The 21,922-nt window shown below is 28.4% G+C and carries 15 protein-coding genes; 13 read left to right on the forward strand and 2 right to left on the reverse strand.

Annotation, left to right across the window (positions count from 1 at the left end; translation table 11 throughout):
* The first annotated feature begins 2 nt into the window (after nucleotides 1–2).
* The 10 genes from ABDZ60_RS09735 to ABDZ60_RS09780 all read left to right on the forward strand — a co-directional run bounded on the left by ABDZ60_RS09735 (nucleotide 3) and on the right by ABDZ60_RS09780 (nucleotide 13,166).
* On the forward strand, nucleotides 3–1,433 hold the full coding sequence (locus ABDZ60_RS09735; protein ID WP_343777815.1) for a glycoside hydrolase family 32 protein: 1,431 nt from the start codon (nucleotides 3–5) through the stop codon (nucleotides 1,431–1,433).
* Nucleotides 1,434–1,705: 272 nt separating this feature from the next.
* Nucleotides 1,706–2,800 carry an ABC transporter permease gene (locus ABDZ60_RS09740; RefSeq protein ID WP_016208203.1) on the forward strand — a complete coding sequence of 365 codons (1,095 nt, stop codon included), beginning with the start codon at nucleotides 1,706–1,708 and terminating at the stop codon, nucleotides 2,798–2,800.
* The gene (locus ABDZ60_RS09745; protein ID WP_343777817.1) at nucleotides 2,800–3,471 is read left to right on the forward strand and encodes an ABC transporter ATP-binding protein; all 672 of its coding nucleotides are present in this window, start codon (nucleotides 2,800–2,802) and stop codon (nucleotides 3,469–3,471) included. The genes ABDZ60_RS09740 and ABDZ60_RS09745 overlap by 1 nt, the downstream gene beginning before the upstream one ends.
* 33 nt (nucleotides 3,472–3,504) lie before the next feature.
* The gene (locus ABDZ60_RS09750; RefSeq protein ID WP_047002271.1) at nucleotides 3,505–4,173 is read left to right on the forward strand and encodes a response regulator transcription factor; all 669 of its coding nucleotides are present in this window, start codon (nucleotides 3,505–3,507) and stop codon (nucleotides 4,171–4,173) included.
* Nucleotides 4,174–4,185: 12 nt separating this feature from the next.
* Complete coding sequence (locus ABDZ60_RS09755) at nucleotides 4,186–5,298, forward strand: sensor histidine kinase (protein WP_343777819.1); 1,113 nt, start codon at nucleotides 4,186–4,188, stop codon at nucleotides 5,296–5,298.
* 469 nt (nucleotides 5,299–5,767) lie between these two features.
* Nucleotides 5,768–7,711, forward strand: a complete 1,944-nt coding sequence (locus ABDZ60_RS09760) for a KUP/HAK/KT family potassium transporter (RefSeq protein WP_343777821.1) — start codon at nucleotides 5,768–5,770, stop codon at nucleotides 7,709–7,711.
* 291 nt (nucleotides 7,712–8,002) lie between these two features.
* The gene (locus tag ABDZ60_RS09765; protein ID WP_343777823.1) at nucleotides 8,003–8,914 is read left to right on the forward strand and encodes a ribonuclease H1 domain-containing protein; all 912 of its coding nucleotides are present in this window, start codon (nucleotides 8,003–8,005) and stop codon (nucleotides 8,912–8,914) included.
* Nucleotides 8,915–8,964: 50 nt separating this feature from the next.
* Nucleotides 8,965–9,942, forward strand: a complete 978-nt coding sequence (locus ABDZ60_RS09770; protein ID WP_343777825.1) for a diaminopimelate dehydrogenase — start codon at nucleotides 8,965–8,967, stop codon at nucleotides 9,940–9,942.
* Nucleotides 9,943–10,220: 278 nt separating this feature from the next.
* Complete coding sequence (locus ABDZ60_RS09775) at nucleotides 10,221–11,546, forward strand: 6-phospho-alpha-glucosidase (RefSeq protein ID WP_016208221.1); 1,326 nt, start codon at nucleotides 10,221–10,223, stop codon at nucleotides 11,544–11,546.
* A 93-nt stretch (nucleotides 11,547–11,639) separates the two neighbouring features.
* Nucleotides 11,640–13,166 (forward strand): PTS transporter subunit EIIC, encoded by a 1,527-nt coding sequence (locus ABDZ60_RS09780; protein WP_343777828.1) that lies wholly within the window; start codon nucleotides 11,640–11,642, stop codon nucleotides 13,164–13,166.
* 47 nt (nucleotides 13,167–13,213) lie between these two features.
* Here ABDZ60_RS09780 and ABDZ60_RS09785 read toward each other — a convergent pair whose 3' ends face one another.
* Nucleotides 13,214–14,002 (reverse strand): MurR/RpiR family transcriptional regulator, encoded by a 789-nt coding sequence (locus tag ABDZ60_RS09785; RefSeq protein ID WP_343777830.1) that lies wholly within the window; start codon nucleotides 14,000–14,002, stop codon nucleotides 13,214–13,216.
* A gap of 16 nt (nucleotides 14,003–14,018) precedes the next feature.
* Entirely contained in the window at nucleotides 14,019–14,798 is a 780-nt protein-coding gene (locus ABDZ60_RS09790) for a MurR/RpiR family transcriptional regulator (RefSeq protein ID WP_047002265.1), read from the reverse strand.
* 296 nt (nucleotides 14,799–15,094) lie between these two features.
* On the opposite strand from ABDZ60_RS09790, the gene ABDZ60_RS09795 reads away from it, so the two are divergent.
* The 3 genes from ABDZ60_RS09795 (at nucleotide 15,095) to nrdJ (ending at nucleotide 21,111) form a co-directional block, all read left to right on the forward strand.
* A complete protein-coding gene (locus ABDZ60_RS09795; RefSeq protein WP_343777833.1) occupies nucleotides 15,095–16,822 on the forward strand; it encodes an ABC transporter ATP-binding protein in 1,728 nt (575 codons plus the stop codon).
* A complete protein-coding gene (locus ABDZ60_RS09800; protein ID WP_047002263.1) occupies nucleotides 16,822–18,624 on the forward strand; it encodes an ABC transporter ATP-binding protein in 1,803 nt (600 codons plus the stop codon). Before ABDZ60_RS09795 ends, ABDZ60_RS09800 begins: the two co-directional genes overlap by 1 nt.
* Before the next feature lie 129 nt (nucleotides 18,625–18,753).
* Nucleotides 18,754–21,111, forward strand: a complete 2,358-nt coding sequence (gene nrdJ / locus ABDZ60_RS09805) for a ribonucleoside-triphosphate reductase, adenosylcobalamin-dependent (RefSeq protein WP_343777836.1) — start codon at nucleotides 18,754–18,756, stop codon at nucleotides 21,109–21,111.
* The last annotated feature ends 811 nt before the right edge of the window (nucleotides 21,112–21,922 follow it).

The raw sequence follows: 21,922 nt of genomic DNA on the forward strand, positions 1-21,922 counted from the left end.
TTATGTTAAAAGAAAAATTTGATGTAAGAATTAAAGAGTGTATGGATAAAAATTTAGAATTAGTTAATAGTGATAAATGGAGAAATAAATATCATATAATGCCACCAATAGGTTGGATAAATGATCCTAATGGATTATGTGAGTTTAATGGAGAGTACCATTGTTATTATCAATATTCACCATTGTCTCCTACAGGAGGATTAAAATTCTGGGGACATACTGCCTCTAAGGATTTAGTTAATTGGGAAGATAAAGGGGTAGCTCTATATCCTGATATAAAAGAAGATAAAGATGGTGTGTACTCAGGTTCAGCATTTGTTAAAGATGATACAATTTACTTTTTCTATACAGGTAATGTAAAGCATCCTGGAAAGCATGATTATATATTAACAGGAAGAGAACAAAATGTTATCTTAGTAACAAGTAAAGATGGTATAAATTTCTCGGAGAAGAAGGTATTACTTAGAAATGAAGATTTCCTAGGAAATATGTCTTTACATGTTAGAGATCCTAAAGTTTGGGAAGAAAATGGTGCTTACTATATGGTTCTTGGTGCTAGAACTAAGGATGATAAGGGATGTATATTATTATATAAATCAAAAGACCTTCATAATTGGGAGTTTGTTTCAGTACCAGCAGGAAAATTAGATAACATGGGGTATATGTGGGAATGTCCTGATACTTTTAAGTTAGGGGATAAGGATGTGTTATTATTATCACCTCAAGGAATAAAGGCAGAAGGATATAAGTACAATAATGTATATCAATGCGGATATGTTGTAGGAGAATTTATTAATAATAAAAAAGAATTTAATCATGGAAAGTTTGTTGAAATAGATAGAGGTTTTGATTTTTATGCTCCACAAACATTTAAAGATTCTAAAGGGCGAAGAATAATTATAGGTTGGATGGGTGTACCTGATGCAGTTGAGCATAAAAATCCAACTATAGATAACTTTTGGCAACATCAATTAACTATTCCAAGAGAATTGGTTTTAAGAAATGATAAGATATATCAAATTCCTGTTGTTGAACTAGAAGCTTTAAGAAAAGGAGATTCAGTAAAGAATGAAGTTTTATTAAATGAAAATCCTATTTTAGAGATATTTGAAAATCATACCTTTGAATTAAAAATTAACTTTGAAAACTCTACTGAATTTGAAATTGAATTTAGAGAAAACTGTAAGCTTTCATTTAGTAATAGAGTATTTAAATTAGAACTTGGAAAATCAGGTTATGGAAGAGATGTGAGAGTAGTAAAGATAGACTTAGTAAACTCTTTAAGAATATTCTCGGACAATTCTTCTTTAGAAATTTTCTTAAATGGTGGAGAAGAAGTGTTTAGCACTAGAATTTACAATGATGCTATAGATACTACTTTAAAACTAAAAGGAAATGGAATTGCAAATTTAGAAATATTTAATATAGATTAATTTGAATTACTTTAATCAAGTAAATTCTTAATTAAAGTAATTGACAATAATCATAAAATAGGAAGTTGTAAATTAGTCATAGATATAACAAGTGAGTATAGATTGTTAGGTTGTAGTCATTAATTATTAATATAATTTAATACTATATGATAAGAAAGCGGATTTGAGTGTGAATCCGCTTTTTTTATACAAAGTTTTTTTGCGTCATATTCAGGTCATATTCTTGAACTATATTAAGTTAAAAATATTAAACATAGAGAAAGAGGTAACAAATGAAATTAGCATGGAAAGAATTAAAATACAATAAGAAGAAATATTTATTAGTTGAGATGATATTAGTTTTAATGATATTTATGGTACTCTTTTTATCAGGGCTTGCAAATGGACTTGGAAGAGCAGTAAGTTCAGCAATTGATAATGTAGATGCAAAGAATTTTATAATTAGTGAGGATTCTGAAAACCTAATTACAGTTTCTAATTTATCTACAGAGGATTATGAAATGATTAGAGACAAGACACAAAATAATGTAGCAGTATTAAATATGCAGAGAATGTATATTTTAAAATCAGGTGAAGAAAGTAAGATTAATTTAACATATTTTGCAATTGATACAGAAAGCTTCATATTGCCTAAAATTACAGAAGGGACTGCATTTATAGATACGGATTCTGAAAATACGATTGTTTTAAATGATTCTTTTAAAGAAGAGGGCATAATAATAGGTGATATAGTAGAAGATTCATCAACAGGAATTAAAATGACAGTAGTAGGTTTTACAAGTGATGAAATGTATGGTCATACACCAGTTGGGTTTATATCTATAAAAACATATATAGATATAAGAAAAGAATTGAATCCTAATTACGAACTACAATATAATGCAATTGCAGTACAAGGTGAAAATATAGAAGAAATTAATATTGATGGAGTAAAGGTAGTTGATAAGGGAACTATTATTGAAAATATTCCAGGTTATTCTGCAGAGCAAACTACAATAAAAATGATATTATGGGTTTTAGTAGTTATTTCAGCAGCAATATTAGGTGTTTTCTTTTATGTTATAACTATTCAAAAAGAAAAGCAGTTTGGAGTGTTAAAAGCAATTGGAATGGAGATGAAAGAATTAACTAATTTTATTGTTAGCCAAGTTATAATGCTAGCATTAATAGGAGTTGTTTTTGGAAATGCATTAGCTTTTGGTATAGCATCAATACTTCCAAGTAGTATGCCTTTTTATTTAAAAGTAAGCTCTGCATGTTCAATTTCAGTTATATTTATTTTAATATCAATTTTATGTAGTATTATTTCTACAAGAAAAGTAGCAAAAGTAGATCCAATGATTACAATAGGTGGAGGTAACGAATAATGAATGAATATGCATTACAGCTTAAGAATATAACAAAAAAATATCATGATGGAGAAAGTGAAAATATAGTTTTAAAAGATATTTCTCTAAATGTAAAACATGGAGAATTTGTAGCAATAGTTGGGCCATCAGGTTCTGGGAAAAGTACACTGCTTTCCATAGCGGGGATGCTTTTATCTCCAAATAGTGGGGAGATAGTTTTAAATGGTAAATGCTTATCAGATGAAAAACAAAAAAATTGGACTAAAATTAGAAGAAAGCAAATTGGGTTCATTTTTCAAAATCATCAGTTACTACCTTATCTTACAGTTGAGGATCAGCTGAAATTAGTTAAAAATATGAATAAAAAAGTTTCTCTTGATGTAAATGAAACATTAAAAGAGCTTGGATTAAAAGATTGTGCAAAAAAATATCCAAGTAATATGTCTGGTGGGGAAAAACAAAGAATTGCTATAGCTAGGGCATTTATGAATAATCCAGATGTTATCTTAGCAGATGAACCTACAGCTAGTTTAGATGGAACTAGAGGCAGACAGGTAGTTGAAATGATTAAAAAAGAAGTAATGAAGCATAATAAAGCTGCAGTTATGGTAACACATGATGAACGTATTTTAGACTTAGTAGATGTAATTTATCGTATGGACAAAGGCGTATTAGTGAGAGATAATTAAAAGAAAACTAACATAGAGAGGTTGGTGGAGGTATTGTTTTCTATTCTTGTTGTTGAAGATGATATGACTCTAAATAAGATGATATCTGCAAAATTAAAAAAAGAAAACTACCAGGTTTTTTCCTCCTTTGATGGACAGCAAGCATTAGATATTATGGATAAAAACCATATCGATTTAATTATTAGCGATATAATGATGCCAAATAAAAATGGATATGAACTTGTTAAAGAATTAAGAAATGCTTCATATATGCTACCAATTCTAATGGTTACAGCAAAGGACCAAATGGAAGATATGGAAAAGGGCTTTATGGTAGGTAGTGATGATTATATGATAAAACCTATTAATATGAAAGAAATGGTCCTTAGAGTAAAGGCACTTCTTAGAAGAGCACAAATTGCAAATGAAAAAAAGATAATAGTTGGAAATACTATATTAGATTATGATGCATTAACTGTTAATACAGATACTGAAAGTTATGATATGCCACCAAAGGAATTTTATTTACTATTTAAATTACTTAGCAATCCCAATAAAATATTCACAAGGTATGAATTGATGGATGAAATATGGGGAATGGAAAATGATATTAATGATCGTACTGTTGATTCACATATTAAAAAGCTTAGAAGAAAATTTGAAAAAAGTAATGATTTTGAAATTGTAACAGTCAGGGGATTAGGATACAAGGCAAAGCTTTAAATGGAGAGAATTATGAAGAAACTAAGTAATATTAGAACTAAGAAAAAGCAAAAAAAATTAAAAATGTCATTAAGAATACACTTTTCATTAGTAGCAATTGCTACACTGACTTTTTCATGTATTATTTCTTGTGTTATTGTACTGCTAGGCATGAAGCTTTTTTATAAGGGTGAAGTTACAATGCCAATATCAATCTTTATGTGCATTTTTGCTTGTATTATGACGATTGTATTAGGTGGAATACTTCTTTGGGTAGGTACAGCACATTTTATAAAGCCTATTATAGAAGTTAGTAATGCAGTAAAAAAAGTTTCAGAAGGTGATTTTACAGTTAAAATTAAGAGAAATGAAAAATTAAGAGGAAAATATCAGTATAGCAATGAGATTGATGAACTTGCTGAAAGTGTTAATAAGATGTCAGCTGAATTAAGTGGAATGGATTATATGCGAAAAGACTTTATGAGCAATGTATCCCATGAGGTAAAGACTCCTGTTGCTGCTATTACAGGATTTTCAGAACTACTTATGGATGGTGGATTAAGTAAAGAAGAAGAACAAGAGTATTTAGGATATGTATATAATGAATCAGTAAGATTATCAAAACTATCTGAAAATATGTTACAGCTTTCTAGGTTAGACAATCAGTCTATTGTTGATAAGAACAAAGAATTTTCTTTAGATGAACAGCTTCGTAAATGCATAATTATGTTATCAGAAAAATGGGATAACAGAGAGAATAATTTTGATCTGCAGCTAGATAAAGTCATTATTAAGAGTAATTATGATTTACTTTATCAGGTATGGACAAATTTAATTGATAATGCAATTAAATACTCAAGGCCTAAAAGTACTATTAAAATTATATTAACTTCTATAGATGATAATGTAGAGGTAATAATTTGTGATGAAGGAATTGGTATTTCAGAAGAAAAAACAACTAGAATCTTTGAAAGGTTTTATCAGTGTGATGAATCGCATAAAAATTTAGGAAATGGTCTTGGCCTTTCTATTGTAAAAAGGATATTAGAGCTTTTAGGTGGGAAAATATACTGTGAAAGTAAAATAGGTGAAGGAACTAAAATGACTATTCTAATTAAGAAAGAGGAATTCACTACTAAACTGTGATAATCTTCTGGAGCAGCATTAGCAGCTGCTGTTAAGCTATCAATAAAATAGATAAGGAGAATATATATTAACAGATTGAATATCCTCTTCACCATTTATAGTACCAAAAGGAAGACGTTACACTAATATATAAAAGTTAATATGACAGAAGTATAAGGCCTGTGGAAATAATATTAAAAATATATTATTTCACAGTCCTTTTTTTATAAAAACTAAAGAAAATCAGCATAAAAAATATAAATAAAGAGATAATATATGCAAGATTTGAGATAACGGGGATAGATAGATAAAATTAACGTTCATATAAGGATATAAGCATGTTGTTTTAAATATAATATTGCTATAAAATATTGATTTTGAGAGCGACATTATTCTATAAAATAATAACTTTTACAAATAGAGATTAAAAAATTGCGTAATATGTAGTTATATGAATTAATATTGTAAGAAATGTAGGAAGGTATACAAAATGAAAGTTAACAAAAAAGTTAGTATAGCATCTCTTTTAGTAGCACTAGGTATTGTGTATGGAGATATAGGAACATCACCGCTTTATGTTATGAAATCAATGCTTATGGTAGACAATGGACATGTATCAAAAGATCTTATTTTAGGAGGGGTGTCTCTTGTTATATGGACATTGACCCTTCAAACAACAATAAAGTATGTAATGATAACTTTAGAAGCTGATAATAAAGGTGAAGGAGGAATATTTTCATTATATACCTTGGTAAGAAAAAAGGCTAAATGGCTAATAATACCTGCTGTTGTAGGGGGGGCAACATTACTTGCAGATGGAATGATTACACCACCTGTAACTGTAACTTCTGCAATAGAAGGACTAAACTTAGTTATACCAATTGAAACAAGAGGTATAATTATAATTGTAATAACTATATTAACACTATTATTTTTGCTTCAAAGATTTGGAACAGATGTAATAGGAAAAGTCTTTGGACCTATGATGGTTATATGGTTTGTAATGTTATTTATTTTAGGTATAGTTCAAGTAGCACAATTCCCTGGTATAATAAAGGCTATAAATCCTTATTATGGTATACACTTATTAATAACAAGTCCTAGAAGTGTATATATTTTAGGCGCAGTATTTCTTTGTACTACAGGAGCAGAAGCTCTTTATTCAGATCTTGGGCATTGTGGTAAAAGAAATATTCATTATACATGGGTATTTGTAAAAATAAGTTTAATATTTAATTACTTAGGTCAAGGTGCATGGCTTATGTTAAGAGAAGGAAATGTGATTAAAGAAAATCCATTTTTCTTAATTATGCCGGAATGGTTTATAATACCTGGCACTATAATAGCTACAATTGCAGCAATAATAGCTAGTCAAGCCCTTATAACTGGTTCATTTACATTAGTTTCTGAAGCTATTAAGTTGAATTTATTTCCAAAGCTTCAAGTTAGATATCCAAATGAAGATAAGGGCAAAGTTTATATACCAGCAGTAAACATGTTACTTTATATTGGATGTGTACTATTAGTACTAAAATTTCAAAAATCAGAACATATGGAAGCTGCATATGGACTAGCAATTACAATAACAATGCTTATGACAACTGTATTATTGTCACAATACATAAGGTATATTAAAAAGAAAGCATCAATGGCAATAATAGTTTTTGTTGTTTTTACTGTTATAGAGGCAGCTTTCTTATATGCTAACTTATTTAAATTTATTAATGGTGGATATGTAACAATTATAATTGCAGGCGCATTAATATTTTTAATGTACATATGGATTTATGGTACAGTTATAAGAAAGAGATTTAGTCAGTATGTTGGAATATTATGCTTTAAAAAACACTTTAGGGCATTAAAAGAAGATAAGGAATTACCTTTATTTGCAACAAATCTTGTATATTTAACAGAATCTCAAAATTATGAAGAAATTGAAAGTAAAATAATCTTTTCTATTTTTAATAAGCAACCTAAGCGTGCAAAATTTTATTGGTTTGTAAATGTTAAGGTAACAGATGAACCATATACAAAAGAATATAATGTAAAAACAATAGTGCCAAATGAAGCATTTTATATTCAATTTAACCTTGGATTTCGTGTAGAACAAAAGGTTAATATATTTTTATATCAAGTTATTCAAGATCTTGTACGTAGCGAGGAGATAAAATATACTCCAAAGGAATATATGATTGGCCATAGTAATAAGCATCTTGTTGGAGATTTTAAATTTGTATTATTACAAGAAATACTTTCAAATGAAAGTGAATTATCTAGATGGGATAATTTTGTTACAAGTACTAAATTATTAATAAAGAAATTAACTGTTTCACCAGAGAAGTGGTTTGGAATAGATACTAGTATTGTTAGAATAGAGAAAGTTCCTATCATCATAGGTAATGGAGAAACCCTAAAGTTAACGCGAATAGACTAATAATGAATACTATTTAGTAATATATAAGTAATATAGTAAATAGAGAAATAAACAAGTGACAATAATATATTGCAACTTGTTTATTTTTTATATATAAATCATTAATATAACATTCTTAAAGAATTATATAAGCTAAAATAAATAGTCATAAATTAAATTTATATGATAAAATGAAAATAAAGGCTATTTTTCAAATAATATAAGTAAAATTCAGATATTACAGTAATTTTGAATTAAATTTTATATTTATAAGTAGTTATGTTAAATATAATAAAAAAGGAAGAGTTAAATATGGCTAAAAAAAAGGTTTATGCAGTTAAAGTAGGTAGAGAAATAGGTATATTTGATAATTGGGATGAGTGTAAAAAAAGCATAGATGGTTTTCCAGGAGCAAAATATCAAGGATTTTCAACACTTGAAGAAGCTAACGACTTTTTAGGAAAAGTTATTTCTAAAGAAGATATAAAAAGTAAAGAGAAAAAAGTAGAGTATAATTTAGAGAAAGAAAGCCTTATTACACCAATCAGGAGTTCTGCTAAAATAAATGTTTTTAAATCTTATATAGATTATAATGAATTAAAAGATAAATATGAATTTATTGCATTTGTAGATGGGAGTTATGATAAAGAAAGCAAAACATATGGCTCAGGTGTAGTAGTCTTAAATTTAGAAAATAATGAGCATAAGCTTTATTCTTGTGCTGGTTATGATAAATGGAATCAATGGAATATCGTAGGAGAGTTAGAGGCAACAAAATTAGCTTTAAATATAGCAAAAGAAGAATATAAGGCTAAAAGAGTAGCAATATATCATGATTTGAAAAACATTTCATTATGGGCTAGCGGAGAATGGCAAGCCAAAAATGAATATACACAAGAATATGTAAAAAATATTGAGAAATTTAGTAATGAAATTGAAATATGTTTTATAAAAGTTAAAGCTCATAGTAACGAAAGTATATATAATGACTTAGCAGATGAAACTGCTAAAAATGCTATTGTAGAATATAATAATAATTATATTAATAATGATAATATCAATAATGATGACATTAGTATAAAGAGGAATATATCACAAGACGAATCGAAGTTCTTTATAAATGTACCAAATGAACTATATGAAAAATTTGATGACAAATGTAAAAAATTAAACATATCACATGATATAGCTATTATAAATTTAATAGAAGAATGGCTAAATTAAAAATATAAATTATAGAAAGGGGGCACCTGACTTTATAGTCAGGAAAATTTATGAGCAATAAGATTAGAGTAGGTATTGTAGGGTATGGAAACCTTGGAAAAGGTGTAGAATTATCGTTAGCACAAAATTCAGATTTTGAATTAGAGGCTATTTTTACAAGGAGAAATCCAGATAAGTTAGTAGCAACTTCAAAAATGTTACATATTTCAGAAATTGAGAATTATAAGGGGAAAATTGATGTTATGATTCTTTGTGGAGGTTCTGCCACTGATTTGCCACAACAGACGCCGGAGATTGTAAAAATGTTTAATACGGTAGATAGTTTTGACACTCATGCTAAGATACCAGAATATTTCAGTATGTTAGATGATGTAGCAAAAAGCTCTGGTACTATTGGACTTATATCAGTTGGTTGGGATCCAGGATTATTTTCATTAAATCGTCTTTTAGGAGAGGTAGTACTTCCAAGAGGAAAAGATTATACTTTTTGGGGAAAAGGTGTAAGTCAAGGGCACTCAGATGCAATTAGAAGAGTAAAAGGTGTTAAAAATGGAGTTCAATATACGGTACCAATTGAGAGTGCTATTGAAATGGTTCGTACTGGAAAAAATAAAGAACTTTCAATTAAAGAAAAACATGAAAGAATTTGTTATGTCGTGCCAGAGGATGGAGCTGATTTAGAGGATATTAAAAATAAAATTATAAATATGCCAAATTATTTTGCGCACTATAATACAACAGTAAATTTTATAACTGAAGAAGAAATGAATACAAATCATAAAGGGATGCCACATGGTGGGTTTGTTATTCGTACAGGAATTACTGGAGAAAGTACAAATCAAAGAATGGAATTCAGTTTAAAACTTGATAGTAATCCAGAGTTTACTTCAAGCGTGTTAGTAGCTTATGCAAGAGCAGTTTATAGATTATATAAAGAAGGTCAAAGGGGAGCTCGTACTGTACTAGATATACCATTTAGCTATTTATCACCAAAATCAGCTGAAGAATTAAGAAAAGAGTTATTATAGAATTCCATAAATATAGTAAAAGGAGCCTAAAAATATGGCTCCTTTTACTATATTTATTTTTACTTATTATAAATAAGATAAATAGAGTAAAAAATTACTTTTCATGTCACAAATAACATATTGAATCATTCATGACTATAAGCTTGTAACTTATTGATTAAAACGATATCAGAATATAGAATATGAGTATAGAAAAGAAACGGCCGTTTTTATAAATTTTAGTTATAATTTAAAACTTAGTCGCAGTAATTATAAAATTAATATTAGGAGTGATTGTTATGAAAAGATATAATGTTGTTATAGTTGGTGGTGGAAGTACATTTACACCAGGATTTTTAAAATCATTTTGTAGATTGAAGGAAGAATTTCCATTAAATAAATTAGTTTTATTTGATATAGATGCAGAAAGACAAGAACCAATTGGTGAGTTTGGAAAAATATTAATGAAGGAAAGATATCCAGAGGTTGAATTTAGCTATACTACAGATATCGAAGAAGCTTATACTGATATGGATTTTGTATTTATGCAAATGCGTGTAGGTGGACTTAAGATGAGAGCCCAAGATGAACATATTCCATTAAGTATGGGGCTTATTGGACAAGAAACCTGTGGAGCTGGTGGAATGGCTTATGGATTAAGATCTATAGTAGGAATGATTGAAGCTGTTTATGATATAAGAAAATATTCTCCAAATGCATGGATATTAAATTATTCTAATCCAGCAGCTATAGTTGCAGAAGCATTAAGAAGAGAATTTCCAAATGATAAGAAAATTTTAAACATATGCGATCAACCTGAAAATGTTGTACGTTCATGCAGTAGACTATTAGGATGTGACTGGAAGGATTTAGATCCTGTATATTTTGGATTAAATCACTATGGATGGTTTACTAATATATATGATAGAAAGACAGGAGAAGATTTATTACCTAAATTAAAGCAATTAATAAAAGAAAGAGGATTTTTACCTCAAGATGCAGAGCAAAGAGATAAATCTTGGTTAGATACTTATGGAATGGTCCAAACAATAATGGAAGACTTCCCTGATTACTTACCAAACACTTATGATCAATATTATTTATATCCAGAATATAAAGTTTCACATCTTGATCCAAACTTTACAAGAGCTGATGAAGTTATGGCTAATAGAGAAAATCGTGTATTTAATGAATGTAGAGAAGTTGCAGCTGCTGGTACAACAGAAGGCAGAGTAAAAATTGAAAGTGATGCTCATGCTGAAATGATGATAGAAGTAGCTCAATCAATAGCTTACAATCAAAATAGAAGATATATTATAATAACAGAAAATAATGGATCAATAAACAATATGCAAGATGATGCAATGGTAGAAGTAGTTGCAGAACTTGGTATAAATGGACCAAGACCTATGGGTGTTGGAAATATACCTCAATTTTATTTAGGATTATTAGTTAATCAAGTATCAAGTGAAAAATTACTAGTGGATGCTTATTATGAAAAGTCTTATTCTAAAGCACTTCAAGCATTTACTTTAAATAGATTAGTTAATGATGCTAAGAAAGCAAGAAAAGTATTAGATGCATTAATAGAAGCAAACAAAGGCTACTGGCCAGAGTTTAAATAGTAATTGTGTATGGAGCTGCCTATATTGAAAGCTCAATTTGGCAGCTCATGCTATAAAAGCCTTTAAAATAAATTTAGAAAAGGGGAATTATAAATGAGAAAAAATAATAATAAAGTTATGGGTTTTTTTTCAGCTCTTGGTAGAAGCTTAATGTTACCAATAGCTACTTTAGCAGCAGCAGGGCTATTATTAGGATTAACATCTGCACTTCTAAAACCACAAGTTCAAGATTTGCTACCATTTTTAAAATTACAATCATTTAATTATATAATAACCGTTATAAAAACGATTACTTCAACTGTATTTGGTATGATTCCGGTATTATTTTCAATATGTATAGCATTTGGACTAGCAAAAGAAGAAAAAGAAATTGCTGCATTTGCAGGATTTATAGGATATTATGTTTTTCTATTAAGTGCATCTTTAGTAATAGGATCAGGATTCTTTGATTTTAGTTCACTAAAAATGTCAACTATCTTAGGTATAGCAGATACAATAGAGATGGGTGCATTTGCAGGGATGATAACAGGTATATTAACCGCAGTTCTTCATAATAAGTTTTTTAATGTTGATTTTCCTGTTGCAATCGCTTTCTATGGAGGAAAAAGATTTGTTGCTATTGTAGTTATTGGAGCTATGACGCTTTTAGGACAAGTAATGCCATTTATTTGGGTTCCAGTTTCATCAGTAATTAACTGGTTAGGATCTTTAATAGCAAGTTTAGGATCAGTAGGAGTATTTATATTTGGTTTCTTAGAAAGAATATTAATTCCAACTGGATTACATCATGTTTTAAATGGAGTATTCCGTACTACATCTGTTGGTGGAGTATATCAAGGAGTTGAAGGATGCTTAAATATTTTCTTAAAGTTCTTTGATTCAGTTCCTATTTCAGAATTAAGACAATTTACAGCTTTCTTAGGTCAAGGTAAAATGCCATTTATGATGTTTGGTCTGCCAGCAGCAGCATATGCCATTTACAAGACTTCTCCAATAGAGAAAAAGTCAAAAGTAAAAGCATTAATGATTGCAGGAGTAGCTGCATGTTTTGTATCAGGAATTACTGAACCGTTAGAATTTGCATTTATGTTTATCGCTCCACAATTATTTTTATTCCATGCTGTTATGGGAGGAATTTCTTTTGGACTACTAAGCTTATTAGGTGTTGGAGTTGGTAATACAGGAGGCGGAGTTATAGACTTTTTAATCTATGGTGTTTTAGTTCCAGGTTCAAGATGGTATGTAATAGTGTTAGTTGGTATAGTATTTGCAGTTATATACTATTTTGTTTTCAAATGGTATTTTTCAAGCAGAAATATTTCAATAGATGTTAGTGAAGATGAAGAAGAGCTTTCTAAAGAAGAAAATGTTGGAGGAGTAACAAGTTTAGCAATAAAAATCATCGATGGACTAGGCGGATATGATAATATAATTGCTGTAAACAATTGTATATCAAGATTAAGAGTAGATGTTAAAGATATGTCTTTAACAGATGAAGCACTTTTAAAATCTACAGGTTCAATGGGAATAGTTAAACCATCAGATACTCATATTCAAGTGGTTTATGGACCAAAGATTGAAAAAATTGCTAAGCAAGTAAAAGACGCAATGAAAAGATAGATTATAAAAAAGGGCAACTTTTATGTTGCTCTTTTTTTATTCAATAATTATAAAATGTTGTTAGTTTTTAATTTATTAATATAAAGTTCTAAAATAGCTTCTATAATGAACTGAATTGATAATCTTGAATTAATATCTATTCCAAAAAAGTCCTTCCGTTCAATTTCACCATATAAGGTTATATCAGCAATACTAGCTAATTCGCTAGAAGGGTCTGAGGTGATTGCAATTACGATAGCAGAATTGGATTTACTTAGGGCTGCTGTCTTTATAATTGGTATTGTAGCTCCACCTGAGCTCCCAATAATCATAATATCATTTGAAGTCATACGAGAAGCAGCACGATAAATAAGTGGTGGATCAATATAAAATGTAGAAGATCTATTTAAGGATAATAGCGTATTAGAGAGATATTCTAGAGGCATTTGTGTAAGACCTCTAGCAAAAATATGAATATTTTTATCACTACATAAGCAATTTACTATATAATTTAAATCCTCTACATTGAGCTTCTCAACAGTGTTCTTTAATCTTTTAAGGCTATTTGGAATTATATCATTTATTTCAGAAGATTTATTTTCTAATGTATTATTAGATAATAAATCATTTTTATGTAAATTATCAGATTTTAATTTGAATTTTAAATCACTAAATCCTTTTAAATTTAATTTATGGCATAAACGAGAGATAGTCGCAGTAGATACATAAGTATTTTGTGCTAATTGATTAATATTCATTTTTATAACTTCATCCTTATGAGAAATAATATATTGTAATATAATATCCTCATTTGAAGTTAAAGATTTAACAGCATCAGAATCAAAATTATTAAGCACTTTATCTCTCCTTCCTTTAAACATTATTATTATTTTTAGAACTACTTAAATGATAGAAATAATACTCTAATAACATATCAACTATATAAAAAATAGAAATTCTATTTGATATATCATAATTAGAAAAAGAACGTTCTTTTGAATAAAAGTATAGAGTAATATTAGCTATTTGCGATAAAGGACTGCTTGTAAGTGGAGCAATAGCTATAATAGGAACGTTATTGCTTTGGGCAAGTCTAGCAATTTTTAGTATAGATGGTTCATTTCCAGTAACACTTACTAAAATTAAAACATCATTTTTAGTAAAACTAATAGTAGAATCCAAAGACAATTTATCTATTTTATATAAGATTACAGATCGATCAACTGCCAAGAGATATCTTTGCATATATTCAGAAATTACATTTGTTATCCCCGTAGAAAATAAATGGATTTTTTTATCACTCAAGAGGTAACTTATTACTGATTCTATATTCTTAGTATTTAGAAGACGACCAGTATTTTCAACTTGAGAATATAAATCTAATAATATGTTATCATCAGACAAAGGATTACTATTTAAAGTTTTTTTAGAAGCAAGGTTATTTTTTAATACAAATTTTAATTCCGAATAGCCACTAAAATTTAGCTTTTTACATAAACGTAAAATTGTAGCTGTTGATGAAAATACATTCTCAGATAACTCATGGATACTCATACTTAGGACTTTAGATGCATTATTATCAATATATTGTAATATGGATAATTCACTTTTAGTGAGATTACTTAAAACCTCATTATCAATAGAATCTAACAATAAATATCCCCCTTTCATCATCATAAATTCAGTTTATCAAAGGGGGCAATAAATTGCAATAAGGATAAAAAGCTATAATTTTATTTAAATTTAGATTACCTAAAAGCAATGAATAAAAAGATTACATATATCTATGTTTTACAATATTTATAAAAAATAGCTTTTTAACATAACTTATGATAAAATGTTGGGATAATTTGAATTAAGTATTATAAGAAAATTAAAATGTTATTAATGAAGAAATTTCATTTTTATTTTATATTGATTCAATTAAAGAAAGGAAGTGAAATACAGTAATGAAATTAATACTAAAATATTTAAAAAACTATAAGCCATTTATTCTTTTAAACATAATATCGGTATTTGGATTTGCTTTAGTAGAGCTTGGAATTCCTACTATTATGGCTAAGGTTATAGACAATGGAATAATCAATAATGATATTACTTATATAAGAAAAATGGGATTTGTTATAGCATTTATATCTATAATTGGAGTTATTGGAACAATATTATTAGGGTATTGTTCATCTAGAATCTCAACAGGTATTACTAGAGATATAAGAAATGATATATTTAAAAAAGCACAGGAATTTTCGCATACAGAATACGATAAATTTGGAGTGTCATCACTTATAACAAGAACTACAAATGATGCTTTTGTTCTTTTACAGTTTACTAATACACTTTTAAGAACAGCTTTACTTACACCTGTAATGTTTACTGTAAGTTTAATAATGATACTTAGAACCAGTTTATCATTATCTCTGATTTTAGCCGTAGTAATTCCATTTATAATTTTAGGAGTTGTAGTAATAGTAAAAACTTCAGAACCTTTATCAGAAAAATTACAAGAGAGGTTAGATAAACTAAATAGAATTTCTAGAGAAAATCTAACAGGAATAAGGGTAATTAGAGCTTTTGGAAATGATAAATATGAAGGAAAAAGATTTGAGAAAACTAATGATTTGTATGCAGATACATCTAAAAAGTTAAATAAGCTTATGGCAGTTTCTCAGCCTACCTTCTTTTTCTTACTTAACATAGCAATTATTGTTATATTTTGGGTTTCAAGTAAGATGATAAATATAGGAGTACTTCAAGTTGGTCAATTAGTAGCTTTTATAGAGTATTTATTCCATGCAATGTTTTCTATTATGCTATTTTCAATGGTATTTGTTATGTACCCTAAAGCTCAAGTATCTGCTAATAGAATTACCGAGATTTTAAATGAAAATCCTATAATAAAAAATCCTGAAAATGGGATTAAGGAAACAGAAATAAAGGGTGTTATTGAATTTGATAATGTATCATTTACTTATCCCAATGGAGAAGTTCCTGTTCTTAAAGATATATCCTTTAAAGCTGAAAAGGGAGAAACTATTGCTTTTATAGGAAGTACAGGTAGTGGTAAAAGTACATTGATTAATTTAATACCAAGGTTTTATGATGTTACCAAAGGAAGTATAAAAATAGATGGTATAGATGTAAGAAAATATGATTTAAAGGCTTTACGTAAAAAGATAGGTTTTATTCCACAGAAAAATCTTTTGTTTACAGGTAGTATTGCAAGCAACATAAAATTTGGTAAGAAGAATGCAAAAACTGGAGAAATAGAATATTCAGCTAAAGTTGCTCAAGCATATGATTTTATTTCTAGTAAACCTAAAAAGTTTGATGAACCAATAAGTGAAGGTGGATCAAATGTATCAGGAGGACAAAAGCAGAGGCTTTCAATAGCCAGGGCTATAGTTAGAAAGCCAGAAATATATATTTTTGATGATAGTTTTTCAGCTTTAGATTTTAAAACAGATGCAGTTTTAAGAAAAAGGCTTAAAGCTGAGACAAGGGATTCGGTAGTATTAATAGTGGCTCAAAGAATAGGTTCTATAATGGATGCTGACAAAATTATTGTATTAAATGAAGGAGAAGTTGTAGGAATAGGTACTCATAAGGAACTTTTAAAAAATTGTGAAATATACCATGAAATTGCAATATCACAACTTACAGAGGAGGAATTAGCATAATGAATAAATTCAAGTTAGTAGTAAAAAAGATTTCTCCTTTTGTTAATAAGTATAAATGGTCTTTCTTCGGAGCTATTTTATTTATAATTTCATCAGCAGTTTTTGTAGCAATAGCGCCAAGAACTGAAGGATTAATAATTACTCAATTAATTAAAGATGTTGAAGATATGGTAAAAGGAGTTACCGGAGCTTCAGTTAACTTTAATTATATAATTAAAGTATTAATATTGCTATTTCTGATTTATATAGGAAGTGCTGGCTCAACTTTTATAGCAAGCTTTTTATTAACAAATGCAATTCAAAATACTATGAGGGATATTAGAAATGAAGTTCAAAGAAAAATAAGTAGACTTCCTATAAGATATTTTGATAGTCATAGTTATGGTGATGTGCTAAGTAGAATTACAAATGATGTTGATACTATTTCAAATGCATTACAGCAAAGCTTTATTCAAGTAATAAATGCTATTTTATCACTAAGTTTAGCACTTATAATGATGTACTCAATTAATATTAAACTTGCAATATTAGCAACTCTAATAATACCATTAAGTATTTTAATTACTAATATAATAGTAAAAAAATCACAAGGGTTATTTAATAAGCAACAAGCAGCTTTAGGAAGACTTAATGGAAGAGTTCAAGAAATGTATACTGGCTTTAATGAAATAAAGTTATATGGTAAAGAAGAAGATTCATTAAGTGATTTTATAGAAGCAAATGAAGAATTGTGTGCAGCAGGCTTTAAAGCTCAATTTATATCAAGTATCATGTCTCCTTTAGTAAGTCTTGTTAGCTATTTAGGAATAGCAGCAATAGGTGTTGTAGGTGCTATAACAGTAATATCAGGAGGTATAACTGTTGGTAATCTTCAAGCATTTATACGTTATATTTGGCAAATAAATCAACCTTTATCTCAAGTAACTCAATTATCATCAGCAATACAATCAGCAGTAGCTGCAGCTCAAAGGGTAATTGAATTTTTAGAGGAAGAAGAAGAGGTGAAAGTTTCAAATAATACTAATAAACTTGAAAATCCAAAAGGAAATGTAAGTTTTGAACATGTAAAGTTTGGTTACAATGAAGATAAGATATTAATAGAAGATTTAAGTGCAGAGATTAAAAGTGGTCAAATGGTAGCTATAGTTGGACCAACTGGAGCAGGTAAAACTACTTTAATTAACCTTTTAATGAGATTTTATGAAATTCAAAGCGGCTCAATTAAAATTGATAGTGTAGATATAAAAGATATGAAACGCGAAGATTTAAGAGCTATGTTTGGTATGGTTCTTCAAGATACTTGGTTATTTAATGGAAGTATTTATGATAACATTGAATATGGTAGATTTGGTGCATCAAAAGAAGAAATAATAGAAGCTGCTAAGATTGCAAATGTTCATCACTTTATTAAGACCTTGCCAGATGGATATAATATGATTTTAAACGAAGAGGCATCAAATATATCTCAAGGAGAAAAACAACTTTTAACTATAGCTAGGGCAATACTTAAAGATCCGGCTATATTAATTTTAGACGAAGCTACAAGTTCGGTAGATACTAGATTAGAATTATTACTACAAAAAGCTATGAGAAATATAATGAAGGGTAGAACTAGTTTTGTTATAGCGCATAGACTTTCAACAATAAAAAGTGCTGATTTAATACTAGTAATTAACAATGGAAATATAATAGAGCAAGGAACTCATGAAGAGTTAATTAAGCAAGGCGGTTTTTATAAAGATCTTTATAATAGTCAATTTGCAGATAAAGAAGATACTAATATTAACTTATTCACATCATAATAACAATATATTGTATATTTTTAAAAATACTATGGATAAATACACAATATGTAGTATAATTATATAGATGGATAAATAATGAAATTTATCTAGTATTATTAATTTAACTATAATTTATGAGGTGTTAATATGAAAGTAAGAAAAAGAGATGGAAACTTAGTAGATTTTACTAAGGATAAAATAGTTAAGGCAATTGAAAAGGCAATGGAAGAAACTAAAATTGGAGTAGATCATAATTTAAGTGAGCAAATAGCAAATGAGGTATTTATAAGTTTATCTAATAGACCTGAAAAGTATCATGAAGTTGAAGATATACAAGATGTTGTAGAGTTCAAATTGATGGATAGTGAAAGAAAAGATGTAGCAAAAAGATATATAATATATAGAAGTGAAAAAGAAAAAGAAAGAAGAAAAAATTTAAGTAAAGAAGCCTATAAGATGATAAAAGATGATTTTGTAAGCAAATACAAACACAATTCATCTCCTATGGGTCAATTAGGTAACTTTGTTTATTATAGAACATATTCTAGATTTCTTATGGAACAAGGAAGAAGAGAGTATTGGTGGGAAACTGTAAGAAGAGCTGTAGAATATAATACTTCTATAGTGCCAACATCAAAGGAAGAAGCAGAAAAACTATATGATAATGTATTTAACCTTAGGCAATTTTTATCTGGAAGAACTTTTTGGGTAGGAAATACAAATGTTTCTAAGCAATATCCTATGAGTAATTTTAATTGTGCATTCCAAAAAATTGATTCATTCCAGGCTTTTACAGATTTGTTTTATTTACTTATGATAGGTTCTGGAGTTGGAGTAAGAGTTCTTAGAGAAGATGTAAATAAGATACCTAAACTTAGAACTAATTATAAATTAATTCATAAGGATTATGTAGAGAAGCCTAAAATGCTTAGAGAAGATAGTACATCATTAGTTTTTTATAATAATACTTCAGCTGAAATTGTAATAGGAGACTCAAAAGAAGGATGGGTTCAAGCACTAGAGCATTTCTTAAATCTTGTTGGAAGAAGCCAATATAGAAATATAAATACAATAATTATAGATTATTCTCATGTAAGACCAAAAGGAGAAAGACTTAGAACCTTTGGAGGTACAGCATCTGGACATGAAAGCTTAAAAAACATGTTCTACAAAATTGATAAGGTAATAAAAAGAAAATCACTTTTATTAGAAAAAGATAATATTAAGCTTTCACCTATAGACTGTTTAGACATTGCTAACATTATTGGAGAAAATGTTGTAGTAGGTGGCGTTAGAAGAACTGCTGAAATGGTAATAATTGATGCTAATGATGAAGAATGTATAGAAGCAAAATCTAATTTATATAAGCAAGAAGATGGCAAGTGGAGTGTTAATAAAGATTTAATTCATAGACAAATGAGCAATAATTCAATTTATTATACAAAGAAGCCATCTAGAGAAAGATTAAAATGGAATATAGAAAAAATGAGATATTCAGGGGAACCAGGATGGATAAATGCTGAAGCTGCTGAGAAGAGAAGGCCAAATATGAATGGAGTTAATCCATGTGGTGAAATATTATTAGATTCACAAGGCTTATGTAATTTAACAACTGTAAATGTATTTGCTTTTGTTAAAGAAGATGGAAGCTTCGATGAAAAAGAATTACTTGAAGCACAAAGATTATCAGCAAGAGCAGGATATAGAATGACTTGTGTAGAACTTGAACTTCCAGACTGGGATAGAGTACAGCAAAGAGATAAATTAATTGGATGTTCATTAACTGGATGGCAAGACATGATAAATGCAACTAGCTTTACTAAGGAGCAAGAAGCAGAATTGCTTAGAAAACTAAAAAAGGCAGCAAAAGATGCCGCATTAGAGTATGCTAAGGAATTAGGACAAAATGAACCAATTTTAGTAACTACAATTAAACCAGAAGGTACATTATCTCAATTACCTACAGTATCAAGTGGAGTGCATTATTCACATTCACCATACTTTATAAGACGTGTTAGAATATCAAGTGATGATCCATTAGTTAAAGTATGTGAGGAATTAGGCTATCCAGTAGTACCAGAGGTAGGGCAAAGTATTGAAAATTGCACAACTAAAGTAGTGGAATTCCCAGTTAAGGCTCCAGAAGGAAAAACTAAGTATGAAGTAAGTGCTATAGAACAACTTGAAAATTACAAGATGTTTATGGAAAACTATGTTGAGCATAATTGTTCAATAACTGTTCATGTTAGAAATCATGAGTGGGAAGAAGTTGAACAGTGGGTATGGGATAATTGGGATTCAGTTGTTGCTGTATCATTCCTGCCACTAGATGATAGTTTTTATGAGTTATTACCATATGAAGCTATAGATAAGGAAGAATATGAAAAGAGAGTGAAAGAAATGAAGCCTTTTGTACCTTCATTAATATCTAAATACGAAAAAGAAGAGGTCGAATTTGATATTGGAAATGAAGGGTGCGAAGGTGGAATTTGCCCTATTAGATAATTAATAGGGTTAATCATCTAAATTTTATAAATAAATATAAAATAAATATAAAAAAGCCATTACTTATTAAAATTAAGTAATGGCTTTAATTTTTCTTAAAAGATTTAAAATTGAGAAGAAATCAATAAATACTATATGTTGTATCTTTGTTTTTTAATTTTTTTATTAGCCAATAAAATGAAAATCCTAAAATATATGAAACAAAGTCCCAAAAGTCTCCCGTACTAGTAACTAAAAAAATTGGTGTGATTACTTCCCAAAATATGCTGCACATTAGCCCGAAAAGAAGAATAATTGTAAGTTTTTTTATTTTATTATATTTACTAAAAAGTAGGATAACGTTTAATAAAGCCATGAATGAAAATCCACCCCAAAAATCATTATAATGATTTCTAAGTAAATATCCTAAATAAGGTACATCTACCTTAAATTTTATTAGTTCATTAATATAAAAAAGGATTGCCGATAATAAGATAAAAAAAACATTTTGTTTATCATCTTCGTTATAGAAATTATATCGTATCATATTAACCACATAATGAGAATATTATTAATGCTACAAGTACAGCACCTACAACTCCCCAAAAACTCAAGCCATTATTATCTTTACTCATATATTTATTTCCTCCCAAGCATAAAGTAGTTTTCAAAATTTATAAAATAAATTATTACCTTTTAAATTCAAGTAAATTATATACTAATGTGTATAATTGTGTCAATAATTCTTGGCTTCTTAAATTTATAAAGAAAATTAGAAAGCTAAGAATAAAAGTTTTATAATAGATGTTGATAATAAATATTTTTTTTTATA

Source organism: Clostridium sartagoforme (assembly GCF_039521405.1).
Taxonomy (GTDB): domain Bacteria; phylum Bacillota; class Clostridia; order Clostridiales; family Clostridiaceae; genus Clostridium; species Clostridium sartagoforme.

What these genes read in the sequence shown, in the direction of transcription:
- ABDZ60_RS09755 (WP_343777819.1), top strand. Translation starts at nt 4,186, where the DNA reads ATGAAGAAACTAAGTAATATTAGAACTAAGAAAAAGCAAAAAAAATTA.
- ABDZ60_RS09800 (WP_047002263.1), top strand. Translation starts at nt 16,822, where the DNA reads ATGAATAAATTCAAGTTAGTAGTAAAAAAGATTTCTCCTTTTGTTAAT.
- nrdJ (WP_343777836.1), top strand. Translation starts at nt 18,754, where the DNA reads ATGAAAGTAAGAAAAAGAGATGGAAACTTAGTAGATTTTACTAAGGAT.
- ABDZ60_RS09765 (WP_343777823.1), top strand. Translation starts at nt 8,003, where the DNA reads ATGGCTAAAAAAAAGGTTTATGCAGTTAAAGTAGGTAGAGAAATAGGT.
- ABDZ60_RS09760 (WP_343777821.1), top strand. Translation starts at nt 5,768, where the DNA reads ATGAAAGTTAACAAAAAAGTTAGTATAGCATCTCTTTTAGTAGCACTA.
- ABDZ60_RS09735 (WP_343777815.1), top strand. Translation starts at nt 3, where the DNA reads ATGTTAAAAGAAAAATTTGATGTAAGAATTAAAGAGTGTATGGATAAA.
- ABDZ60_RS09770 (WP_343777825.1), top strand. Translation starts at nt 8,965, where the DNA reads ATGAGCAATAAGATTAGAGTAGGTATTGTAGGGTATGGAAACCTTGGA.
- ABDZ60_RS09780 (WP_343777828.1), top strand. Translation starts at nt 11,640, where the DNA reads ATGAGAAAAAATAATAATAAAGTTATGGGTTTTTTTTCAGCTCTTGGT.
- ABDZ60_RS09795 (WP_343777833.1), top strand. Translation starts at nt 15,095, where the DNA reads ATGAAATTAATACTAAAATATTTAAAAAACTATAAGCCATTTATTCTT.
- ABDZ60_RS09745 (WP_343777817.1), top strand. Translation starts at nt 2,800, where the DNA reads ATGAATGAATATGCATTACAGCTTAAGAATATAACAAAAAAATATCAT.
- ABDZ60_RS09775 (WP_016208221.1), top strand. Translation starts at nt 10,221, where the DNA reads ATGAAAAGATATAATGTTGTTATAGTTGGTGGTGGAAGTACATTTACA.
- ABDZ60_RS09740 (WP_016208203.1), top strand. Translation starts at nt 1,706, where the DNA reads ATGAAATTAGCATGGAAAGAATTAAAATACAATAAGAAGAAATATTTA.